Origin of the sequence: Haloechinothrix salitolerans, assembly GCF_042662605.1 — a bacterium.
Lineage (GTDB): Bacteria > Actinomycetota > Actinomycetes > Mycobacteriales > Pseudonocardiaceae > Haloechinothrix_A > Haloechinothrix_A salitolerans.
Map to the genome: position 1 here is coordinate 3,242,816 of NZ_JBHSXX010000001.1, position 9,448 is coordinate 3,252,263.

Below are 9,448 nucleotides of genomic sequence, written 5' to 3' on the forward strand. Positions count from 1 at the left end.
CGTTCCTTTCGCTGGGTGACCGGGTGAACCCACGATCGCGGCGCTGTTGTCAGATTGTCAATACTGGCGTGGCAAGGTCCACACATGGTGCGGGCCCGCCGACTCCGGGGTTCGGTGCCGGCGGGCCCTTGACTTGGGGCGGCTTGCTCAGGCCGCGGATCGTTGTGCGGACTTCTGGTCGAGCGCGGCGCGCCCGCTCTCGGTGAGGACCGCGCGCACACGCTGTCCGGGGAGACCGGGCCGTGCGGGCGCGATGTAGTCGAGGTGCGCGAGACGGCGCGCGGTGAATTGGTCACAACAGGCGAGGCCATCGATGAACAGGTCGGGTTCGCAGCTGCAGGTGATCTCCGCCGCTCCGCGCGCGATCGCCCGGAGCGCTGCCCGTTCCCTGTTGTTCAGTTCGACCGTTCGGGAGTCCATGTCAACGCTTGCCTCCTTGCGACGTACTCCCGAGGATGAAGCAAACATCGCGTGAACACTTCTCTTATGTGAGCAACATTGCAGTGTGGCCTCCGTCTCAATACGGTGCGCGCGGATCTCGTGTGTGGATCAACGTCCGGACGTCGTGTGCGCGTCGAGGCCACCCTGCTGTGAGGTCGTCGAAGCAGGCGCGCTAGGGTATGACCCATCGCCTTCGCGAGAAGGCGGGCCGGGCTGTGGCGCAGTTTGGTAGCGCACTTGACTGGGGGTCAAGGGGTCGCAGGTTCAAATCCTGTCAGCCCGACCAATCGACCATCGTTTACCCAGGTAAACGAGGTCTGAAGTAGACAGACGTTCGAAACCGCTCGATGGCGTGCCACATTAATGCTTGGCGCGGATGGCGGTGTTCGTGTTTCAACCAGCGCGAAACTTCGATGCCAGTGCGTTTGCTGGCATCGACCTGTTCGACACGACGCATTCGGTCGCGGTTAGAACGCCCACACCACCAAAACGATGATCAGCGCGAGAAGCACGATCAGGGCGATGAGCGGCACGATCCACCGAGCGGACGTTGGCGCGGAGTCCTCTGGCCCGGGCCAATCATGTTCGCCTGGCGCCTCCGCCGGGGGAGGCGGCCCGTAGTTGAGTCCTTGCCGGATCCATTCGTCGTGGCTGTGTTCGTCCTTGTTCTCGCCGACCATCAGGTACCTCACCCGACCCCTACAACGAGCGCGATCACGAGTACGGCCATCTCCACGAGCAGCAGAGCCGCCCCGAGCCGATACGCGGTGCCGCGGAGCATGATTGCCTGATTGTTCCGCTCAATCCCTGTGACCAGCGCCTTGGTTACCGCGGTGCGGACCTCGTCGATGTCTCCGCCAGCGTTCGCCAGCAGTTTCGCCGGGTCTGGACCGAAGCTCCAGCGGCGAGTAGGCCATAACGCGATCATCGCCGCGGCGCCGATGGCGATAACCAACGAGAGCAACGTCCAGGCAGCCCAGGGTGGAAACACGGCACCACGCTGAACGTCGGTCCGCAGTAGTCCGACCGCGGCGGACACCGACGTACCGACCATCGCGGCGGACAGCAGTGCGGTCGCGCGATTGCGAAGGCTGGTGAGCGTGCCATCTTGCTCGCGCAAGGCCGCCCTGGCGGCTTCATACGCGATCTCCAGCACCTGATCTGCCATCAGACCCCCGCGTGGGACTTTCAGTGCAGATTACGCGCAACGTGTCAAATACGCATAGATGATAAAGCGCGACCCAGCTGACGCGACGTCGTCTCGCTGGCCCCGTAGCGACGTCCACGCCGCGCTGTTGCACACCATCAGCGACAGGGGTCGGGTAGCGACGCCTGTAGGGATTCGAGCGCGTTGACGATGTTCTCCCACTGTTCGCGGGTCAGCACCACGTGATCGTCGTCGGCCGTTGCCTCGTCTCGCCGCTTGATCAGCATCTGCCGCTCGTCCGCTGCCCACCGCATCAGCTCGGCGAGGCTGCCCGCCGAGTCCTCCGTCAACCGGACAGGTGACTCGCCGGCGACACTGATCGCGATGGGCAGGTCGCGCTCGCGCAGCACGCCCGCCCGGATCCGGACGATCCTGTCGTCTTCGGTTCGGACGCCGTGTTCGTCCCAGCAGCCAGCCCAGCACGAGTGGTCGTCGTGGTCGAGCATCAGCCATCCTTCCCGTCGCCAGCCCCCACGAGAAAGTAGCAATATATTGCACTGACATCCAGCGGATGCGCTGATCAGTTGATCATGTGTCTCCCCGCGTCGTCACCGATCCTCGTCTTGTCGCTTTCGGGCGCGCCCTCGCCGCCGCCCGGAAGGCGCGCGGGTACACCCTCGATGAGTTGGCGAACCTCAGCGGGGTCAGCAGGCGGACGGTGAGCTACCTGGAAGGTGGGTTGAGCAATCCCCAGCTCCTCACCATCGCCGCGCTCGCACGCGCGCTGGAGGTCGATGCGGCGGAGCTCATTCAGCCTGTTGATGAGGTCGATCCGCCGCCGGCTGAATAGCGCGATCGCGTGCTGGATCTCCTCCTGCCGCGCGACGGTGCGTCGAACCCGCGAACCATCGTTACGATGAGATCATCCGGCCACTAGACCGGTAACAGCTCAGGGCGGAGGATCATCGCATGATTGGCTTCATCGTCGCGGGTCTCATCATTGGCGCTCTCGCGCGACTCATCAAACCTGGCAAGCAGAACCTGGGAATCATCGCCACGTTGCTACTGGGTCTGGCTGGCTCGGTCATCGGCGGCACGATCGCCAACCTTCTCGGGACCGGCGGCATTTTCGAACTGAACGTGCTCGGCTTCATCATCGCCGTCATAGCCGCGGTGCTGCTCATCGGCGTCGCCGAAGGACTCGCTGGACGAGCCAAAGCGAAAGGGTGACGTCAAGACCAGCTGGGTACTGAACGCGGCGTCCTCGCCTGGGATCTCCACCGCGCTGCGCGTCGCGCCGTGACCTGCGCGAACGTGAGCCGGGTTTCCTCACGCGTTGTCACTCGTTGAGCCGAACATCGTGCGCCTGTTCATCGGCGGTGCGCACACGGGTGTGGGCGGACACCCATGCCGGCGAGACGACAGATCGGAGATCCTGATGTCGAAGTGGCACCGATACCGCACCATCGCGGTGATCAGCACGACGGCCCTGGTGGCCGCAGGTTTGGCCGGTGCGGCCTCAGCCCAGGAGGCCAGCACGATCACACACACCGACAACATCGCGCTCACGGACCACGACGCTTTCCCTTACGGCACCGACCTCGCGTTCAACGGCAGTCTGGTCGCGGCGGGCGCGGGTGCGTGGGACGAGAGCGCACGCGCGGACAGCGGCGTGCACATCCTCAAGCGCCACCGGAAGGACGGCACGCTCGAGCCGCTGTCCTTTCTGAACTGCTCCGCATGGCACGCCGACGTCGACTGGGTCGGCCGTTACATCGTCCAGTCGCACGATTCCGGCGGTGACAACGTCAACTGCGCGCCCGGCGAGGGTGAAGAAGGCATTCGCGTCATCGACGCGAAGAACCCACGCAAGCCGCGGTCAGTCGGGTTCGCCGAGACCATCCACGGTTCGCACAACCTCACCGCCGTGGGCGATACGGGTCTGGTCTACAACGCCTCCTACAACCTCGGCGATCCGTCCGCGGTGGACGGTGTGTCGATCATTGACGTCGCGGCGAACCCGGAGAACCCGCCGGTGACGTTCCTGGAGTTCCCGGACGCCGATGCCAGCGGCGAGCACGAGCAGATGACCAACAACAGCGGCACCATGCCGACGTCGATGGGGTGTCACGACATTGGGCTCGACCTCGAGCGGGACCGGGCGTTCTGCGCTGGCATCACTGAGACGATGATCTGGGACATCTCGAGCCCGAAGAACCCGACCATCGAGACGATCATTCGCAACCCTGACGTCTCGATCCACCACGGCGCGCAGGTGAACGAGTCCGGTGATGTGCTGCTGGTGCAGGACGAGTGGCTCGGCGCGGCGGGCGCGAACACGGGGTGCCTCGCGCCGGACCAGCCATCCGGCACGATCTGGTTCTACGACATCTCGGATCCGAAGAACCCGCAGCCGAAGTCGTACTGGTCCGCGCCGCGGCCGGACCCCACGTCGGACTTCTGCACCACACACTTCTTCGGCACCTTCGAGATGCCTGGGGAGAACGGTGCAGCCCGCGACATGGTCGTGACGTCGTACTACCAGCACGGCGTCTGGGTGGTGGACTTCTCCGACCCAGCCGCGCCGACGACGCACGCCTTTTATGAGCCGGACGGCGCGAACTTCTGGGCCGCGTACCCGTACCGGGGAAAGCTGTACGCCAGCAGCTTCGCTCCCGCCACGCTCACCGGCACCGCGCCTGAGACGGCGGACAAGGGCGGAGTCTGGACGTTCACACTGGACGGCTACGACGACTGACCGCTGGGCCGGAGGTGCGCATCTGAGGCATTGACGCTGCGGGCGTGCTTCCGGCCAGTGCCGTCCAGGCCCCAGCTGATAACGCGTTCCGGCGTGATGCGGATGACTGCCGACGGCTCGTCGATCGCGGCGGCGTGGCCACGTATCTCGATGCCTCGGGGACGCCACGGGTCCACGCTGGCCACGTCGTCGATCACGATGGCGGCGCGTCCGGTGCGGACGACGTCGCGAAACTTCTTGGTGCCAGGCAAGTTGATGCCGCCGACCTCGACCACGCCACGCGCGGCGTCGACGCGCCAGCCAACCGGGGTGACGTGCGGCGTGCCGTCGGGGCCGGTCGTCGCGATGCGGCCGAGACGACGTTCGCTCAGATAGGCGAGTTCGTCCCGCGTGAAAACGGTCATGCTGACGTCCTTTCCGTTGTTGGTTCCAGTTCCGTCTTGGTCCGGCGCGGTGTGCGCCGGACGAGTGCAAGGGCGCTGAGCATCGCCAGCACCGCGGCAAGGCCGACGGACCACCGCATCGCGTCGTCGCCGGACAGCGCCCAGCTCGCGGTGACAAGCGCTGGTCCGAGCGCGATGCCGAGCTGCCGTGCCACGCTGGTGGTCGCGCCGGTGGTGTTGAGTAGATGCTGTGGTGCGGTGTTCATCGCGACTGTCTGATTCGGACCCGCGAACAGCCCCGCACCGGCTCCGGCCACGCCGAGTCGCCAGGCCAGATCCGCGGCGGCCCACTCCGGATCGAGCGGCATGGTCAGCAGGAGGCCGAGCACGACGGTGACCGCGCCGATCGTCGCGATGGAGCGACCATTCCAGCGGTCGGTGAGTACGCCGCCGAGGATGCCGAACAGCATGACGCCAGCCGGGAACGCCAGCAAGATCAACCCGACCTCGGTGGGCGTCGCACCCGTGCGGTGGAGGTGGAACGGCAGCAGGAACTGCACCGCGAGCACCGCCGCCATCTCCAGTAGCAGCGCGAAGTGCGGCCCTGACATGCCCGGTGCACGCAGCAGTTCCTTGACCGGTTCACTACTGGGTAGCTGACGCCACACCAGCAGAAACGGTACGGCCGCTGGAGCGAGCGCGAGCCAGGCGATGCCGTGTTCGGCCGTCAGCGACAGCGACAACAGCAGTGCGACCGTGGCCGCGCCGAGTACACCGGTTTCGGTGAGCCATGCTCGGCCTGGTAGGTGAACACGGGTTCCCCTTGGTAGCTGCGTCACTGCTGCTATCAAGATCAGTGCCGCCACCGGCACGTTGACGTAGAAGATCCACGACCACCCGATCGTGTCGATCAGCACGCCACCCAGCGCGGGGCCGCTCACCCCGCCGAGTGGTCCGAGTGTCATGACGATGGCCATCGCCTTGCCACGGTTCTCCGGCGGCACCGCGATCGTCGCCAGCACCGGGACCAGCGCGAAAAGCACCGCGCCGAACGCTCCCTGCGTCGCCCTGGCCGCGATCAGCCAGCTGATGTCTCCAGCGAGCCCTACCGCGACACTGGCCGTGGCGAAACCGCCGACCGCGAACACCATCGCGGCGCGCCTGCCGATGCCCTCCAGCCACCGGCCGCTCGGCAGAGTGAGCGCGATCAGCGGCAAGACGTAGCCAAGGATCACCCACTCAGTGACGCTCGTGCTGGTGCCGAAGTCCCGCTCGATGGTTGGCAGCGCGACGTTGACGACGGTGACGTCGAACTGCGCCATGAACACGGCCGCTCCGGCCGCGAATACCAGCCACCAGCGGTTTCCCCGTGGCTCGTCGCCCGAGTCCATACCCCCTCCTCAACGAGAAGTACACAGCCTGTGTAGCTGATAAACTGCACACGCTGATAAGTTCTGTGCAAGGGGTGGTGATGGCGAAGACGATCGACGACCCGCGTAACGCCCGCAGCAAGCGCACCCGTGACGCGCTGCTCGCCGCGACGCGGTCGATACTGGAAACCGACGGCTTCGAGGCGCTGACGATGAGTGCGGTCGCCGAGCGTGCCGGGGTGACACGGCGCTCCGTGTATTTGCACTTCGACTCGCGGAGCGCGCTGGTCAGCGCACTGTTCGGATACATCGCCGAGCAGGAGGACCTGGCGTCGTCGCTGGCTCAGGTGGAGCACGCGCCCGACGCGGTGAGCGCGCTACGCGCCTGGGTGCGGCACCTGGTCAGCTACCACCCGCGAGTGATGCTGGTTGACCGGGCGATTCAGCGTGTCGAGCGCACCGATCCGGACGCCGCACGGCACCGCGAGACGGTGACCGAGGCGCAGCTCGCCAGGTGTCGCCGTCTCGCGGCTGGGCTCGCGGCCGAGGGTCGGCTCGCTTCGCCGTGGACGGTCGACACCGCCACCGACATGCTGTGGGGTCTCATCGCGACCGATCTGTTCGAGCGCTTGCTCACCGGCCGCTCATGGTCGTCCTCCTCGCTGGAGGAGCACCTGTGGGCGCTGTGTCAGGCGACGTTCGTAACCACCGAGTAGCCGGTAGACGGCCCGCGCGCGCTCCGACACGATGGGGTCGTAGCGACGTCGCACAAAGGGGTGGATCGTGAAGGCATTCGCGTCCTCAGCCGACCTGGCGGAGAAGGAACAGACGCTTGAGGTGCTCGCCGACGGTGTCTACGCGCTGACCGCCGAGGGCGATCCGAACGTCGGCGCGATCGAGGGCGAGGACTTCCTGGTGTGCTTCGAGGCGCTGGCGACCCCGGTCGCGGCGCGGAAGTGGCTGGCGAAGCTGCGCGAGCACACCGACAAGCCGGTGCGCTACCTGGTGCTGTCCCATTACCACGCGGTGCGGGTGCTCGGCGCGAGCGCGTTCGACGCCGACGTGATCATCGCGCACGACAACACCCGTGCGCTGATCGCCGAGCGCGGCGATGAGGATTGGGCGTCCGAGCTAGGTCGTATGCCCCGCCTGTTCGACGACCCGGCGTCGATTCCTGGTCTGACGTGGCCAACGCTGACGTTCAGCGACACCGCGACGATCGATCTCGGTGGCGACCGCGGCACGCTGGAGCTGCGGTACCTCGGCAGGGGACATACCGAGGGCGACATCGTGGCGTGGCTGCCCCGGCAGCGCATCCTGTTCGCCGGTGACCTGGTCGAGGCGCGGGCCGCGCTCTACACCGGTGACGCCTTCCACCGCGACTGGTCGACGTCCACGTTGGACGCGGTAGCCGCGCTCGGTGCGGAATCGCTGGTCGGCGGCAGGGGAGCGGTGGCGCGCGGCCGGGACGCGGTCGACGCCGCGATCAAGCAGACGCGACATTTCCTCGACGTCTTGCTGCGCGAGGTCGGCGCTGTGCATCAGCGTGGCGGCGCTTTGAAGGACGCCTTCGACGCCGCCCATGCCGCGCTGGTCGATCGCTACGGCGACTGGCCGATTTTCGAGCACTGCCTGCCGTTCGACGTCGCACGGGCGTGGGAGGAATTGTCCGGTGTGGACCGTCCAACGATCTGGACCGCCGAACGGGATCGGTCGATCTGGCAGCGGCTCCAGGGCTGAAACGTGACGGACCAGCGGGTGATCGTCATCGGCAACGGTCCGGTCGGACAGACCGCCGCGCTGCTGCTCGCGCGCTGGGGCATCGCCGTCACCGTGCTGGACGCCGCGCCACAGCGCGAGCTCGTCGGCTCGAAGGCGATCTGCCAGCAACGCGATGTCCTCGATATCTGGCAGGCGGTCGGGATCGGTCGTCAGATCGCGGACGAGGGCGTCACCTGGACCACCGCCCGGACTTTCTACCGTGACCGAGAGCTGTTCGCCATCACACTGCCGGACCCAGGCCAGTCAGCGTTCCCGCCATTCGTGAACATCTCACAGTCTCGGGTCGAAGCCGTGCTCGACGGACGCATCGCAGCCGAACGACTGATCGACGTCCGGTGGGGACACCGGGTCGTCCACATCGAGCAGACGTCGTCAACGGTCACGGTGCGGTGTGCTGGTGGGGTTGAGGTCACGGCGGACTACGCCGTCGTGTGCGCGGGTGCCAAAGCCGATGACCTCAGGCATACGCTCGGTGTGTCGTTCGACGGACGTTCGTTCGACGACCGGTTCCTCATCTGCGACATCCGCGCGGATATGCCCGGTTGGGCCGAGGAACGCCGTTTCTACTTCGACCCGCCGTTCAACCCTGGCAGGCAGGTGCTGATCCATCAGTGCCCGCGGTCGACCTTCCGCATCGACTGGCAGGTGCCGAGCGACTACGACCTCGCCGCCGAGGAACGCAGCGGTGCGCTGGACAAACGCGTCCGTGCCATCATCGGCGACACGGACTACGACGTTGTGTGGCGGTCGGTATACCGGTTCCACTCGCGGGTGGCCAACCGCCTGCGCGTCGGCAGGGTGCTTCTCGCGGGCGACTGCGCGCACCTGTACGCGCCGTTTGGCGCACGCGGGCTCAACTCGGGCGTCGCGGACGTCGAGAACGCGGCGTGGAAGCTCGCGTTCGTCCTGCGCGGCTGGGCGCCCGACGAACTGCTGGACACTTACCATGACGAACGACACGCCGCCGCACTGGAGAATCTCGCCGTCACGACGTCCACGATGGATTTCCTGGTGCCACACACCGAGTCGCAGCGACGGCATCGCGTGGCTGCTTTGGAGCGGGCGGTCGCTGATCCGTCCGCCGCATCCGATGTGGACTCGGGTCGGTTGGCTGAGCCGTATTGGTACGTCGATTCACCACTGACCACACGGAATCCGGCTCGCCCGTTCGCTGGGCGGCCGCCTCGGGGAGTGGCGCCGGACGCGGGGCCGGGTGTCGTGCTACCGGACGCGCCCGTGGTCGTCAACGGTGTTCCTGCCCGGCTCAGGGAGTTCGCACGCGACGGCATCCTGCTGCTCGCTGGGGCCGACGTCGACGCCGACGGCATGAGCGCCGCCGCGGCGGCGGCGACCTCCGCGCCGGTACGGGTGCTCTCGCTGGCGTCGATCGACGTCGATGGCGCGGTGGCACACTCGCTCGCGGCGCGGACTGCGGAGCTGTGGGTGATCCGCCCGGACGCGCACATCGCGGCGGTGCTCGATGGGCCAACGCCGGAGGAGGTGGTCGCGGCGGTGCGCCGGGCGTGCGGTGCCGTTAGGGCGTAATGCGCTTCGCGGCCGTGTCGGC

Annotated in this window: 12 protein-coding genes and 1 tRNA gene; 7 read left to right on the forward strand and 6 right to left on the reverse strand. The window is 66.8% G+C overall.

The window, feature by feature from the left end; all coding sequences use genetic code 11:
* Nucleotides 1-147: 147 nt before the first annotated feature.
* Complete coding sequence (locus ACFQGD_RS15425; protein WP_345392614.1) at nt 148-420, reverse strand: hypothetical protein; 273 nt, start codon at nt 418-420, stop codon at nt 148-150.
* A 230-nt stretch (nt 421-650) separates the two neighbouring features.
* On the opposite strand from ACFQGD_RS15425, the gene ACFQGD_RS15430 reads away from it, so the two are divergent.
* Nucleotides 651-727: transfer RNA gene (locus ACFQGD_RS15430), tRNA-Pro, on the forward strand.
* A 181-nt stretch (nt 728-908) separates the two neighbouring features.
* Here the strand turns inward: ACFQGD_RS15430 and ACFQGD_RS15435 are convergent.
* From ACFQGD_RS15435 to ACFQGD_RS15445, 3 genes are all read right to left on the reverse strand, one after another.
* Nucleotides 909-1,133, reverse strand: coding sequence for a hypothetical protein (locus ACFQGD_RS15435; protein ID WP_345392611.1), 225 nt, complete (start codon nt 1,131-1,133; stop codon nt 909-911).
* Entirely contained in the window at nt 1,130-1,609 is a 480-nt protein-coding gene (locus tag ACFQGD_RS15440) for a hypothetical protein (RefSeq protein ID WP_345392608.1), read from the reverse strand. Before ACFQGD_RS15440 ends, ACFQGD_RS15435 begins: the two co-directional genes overlap by 4 nt.
* 137 nt (nt 1,610-1,746) lie before the next feature.
* Nucleotides 1,747-2,094 carry a hypothetical protein gene (locus ACFQGD_RS15445; RefSeq protein WP_345392605.1) on the reverse strand — a complete coding sequence of 116 codons (348 nt, stop codon included), beginning with the start codon at nt 2,092-2,094 and terminating at the stop codon, nt 1,747-1,749.
* Between the two features lie 86 nt (nt 2,095-2,180).
* On the opposite strand from ACFQGD_RS15445, the gene ACFQGD_RS15450 reads away from it, so the two are divergent.
* The 3 genes from ACFQGD_RS15450 (at nt 2,181) to ACFQGD_RS15460 (ending at nt 4,346) form a co-directional block, all read left to right on the forward strand.
* A complete protein-coding gene (locus ACFQGD_RS15450; protein WP_345392602.1) occupies nt 2,181-2,438 on the forward strand; it encodes a helix-turn-helix domain-containing protein in 258 nt (85 codons plus the stop codon).
* A 119-nt stretch (nt 2,439-2,557) separates the two neighbouring features.
* A complete protein-coding gene (locus ACFQGD_RS15455; protein ID WP_345392599.1) occupies nt 2,558-2,818 on the forward strand; it encodes a GlsB/YeaQ/YmgE family stress response membrane protein in 261 nt (86 codons plus the stop codon).
* Between the two features lie 208 nt (nt 2,819-3,026).
* On the forward strand, nt 3,027-4,346 hold the full coding sequence (locus tag ACFQGD_RS15460; RefSeq protein WP_345392596.1) for an LVIVD repeat-containing protein: 1,320 nt from the start codon (nt 3,027-3,029) through the stop codon (nt 4,344-4,346).
* Here ACFQGD_RS15460 and ACFQGD_RS15465 read toward each other — a convergent pair.
* The gene (locus ACFQGD_RS15465; RefSeq protein ID WP_345392593.1) at nt 4,334-4,750 is read right to left on the reverse strand and encodes a PPOX class F420-dependent oxidoreductase; all 417 of its coding nucleotides are present in this window, start codon (nt 4,748-4,750) and stop codon (nt 4,334-4,336) included. The genes ACFQGD_RS15460 and ACFQGD_RS15465 overlap by 13 nt on opposite strands.
* Entirely contained in the window at nt 4,747-6,120 is a 1,374-nt protein-coding gene (locus ACFQGD_RS15470; RefSeq protein ID WP_345392590.1) for an MFS transporter, read from the reverse strand. The genes ACFQGD_RS15465 and ACFQGD_RS15470 overlap by 4 nt, the downstream gene beginning before the upstream one ends.
* 80 nt (nt 6,121-6,200) lie before the next feature.
* Here ACFQGD_RS15470 and ACFQGD_RS15475 point away from each other — a divergent pair, with 80 nt between their 5' ends.
* The 3 genes from ACFQGD_RS15475 to ACFQGD_RS15485 all read left to right on the forward strand — a co-directional run bounded on the left by ACFQGD_RS15475 (nt 6,201) and on the right by ACFQGD_RS15485 (nt 9,426).
* The gene (locus tag ACFQGD_RS15475) at nt 6,201-6,815 is read left to right on the forward strand and encodes a TetR/AcrR family transcriptional regulator (RefSeq protein WP_345392587.1); all 615 of its coding nucleotides are present in this window, start codon (nt 6,201-6,203) and stop codon (nt 6,813-6,815) included.
* 64 nt (nt 6,816-6,879) lie between these two features.
* Nucleotides 6,880-7,839 (forward strand): MBL fold metallo-hydrolase, encoded by a 960-nt coding sequence (locus ACFQGD_RS15480; RefSeq protein ID WP_345392740.1) that lies wholly within the window; start codon nt 6,880-6,882, stop codon nt 7,837-7,839.
* A 3-nt stretch (nt 7,840-7,842) separates the two neighbouring features.
* On the forward strand, nt 7,843-9,426 hold the full coding sequence (locus tag ACFQGD_RS15485) for an FAD-dependent monooxygenase (protein WP_345392584.1): 1,584 nt from the start codon (nt 7,843-7,845) through the stop codon (nt 9,424-9,426).
* Nucleotides 9,427-9,448 lie beyond the last annotated feature (22 nt).

Excerpts from the sequence above, each read along its gene's own strand:
- ACFQGD_RS15460 (WP_345392596.1), top strand. The coding sequence starts at position 3,027 with ATGTCGAAGTGGCACCGATACCGCACCATCGCGGTGATCAGCACGACG.
- ACFQGD_RS15470 (WP_345392590.1), bottom strand. The coding sequence starts at position 6,120 with ATGGACTCGGGCGACGAGCCACGGGGAAACCGCTGGTGGCTGGTATTC.
- ACFQGD_RS15475 (WP_345392587.1), top strand. The coding sequence starts at position 6,201 with ATGGCGAAGACGATCGACGACCCGCGTAACGCCCGCAGCAAGCGCACC.
- ACFQGD_RS15455 (WP_345392599.1), top strand. The coding sequence starts at position 2,558 with ATGATTGGCTTCATCGTCGCGGGTCTCATCATTGGCGCTCTCGCGCGA.
- ACFQGD_RS15440 (WP_345392608.1), bottom strand. The coding sequence starts at position 1,609 with ATGGCAGATCAGGTGCTGGAGATCGCGTATGAAGCCGCCAGGGCGGCC.
- ACFQGD_RS15445 (WP_345392605.1), bottom strand. The coding sequence starts at position 2,094 with ATGCTCGACCACGACGACCACTCGTGCTGGGCTGGCTGCTGGGACGAA.
- ACFQGD_RS15465 (WP_345392593.1), bottom strand. The coding sequence starts at position 4,750 with ATGACCGTTTTCACGCGGGACGAACTCGCCTATCTGAGCGAACGTCGT.
- ACFQGD_RS15425 (WP_345392614.1), bottom strand. The coding sequence starts at position 420 with ATGGACTCCCGAACGGTCGAACTGAACAACAGGGAACGGGCAGCGCTC.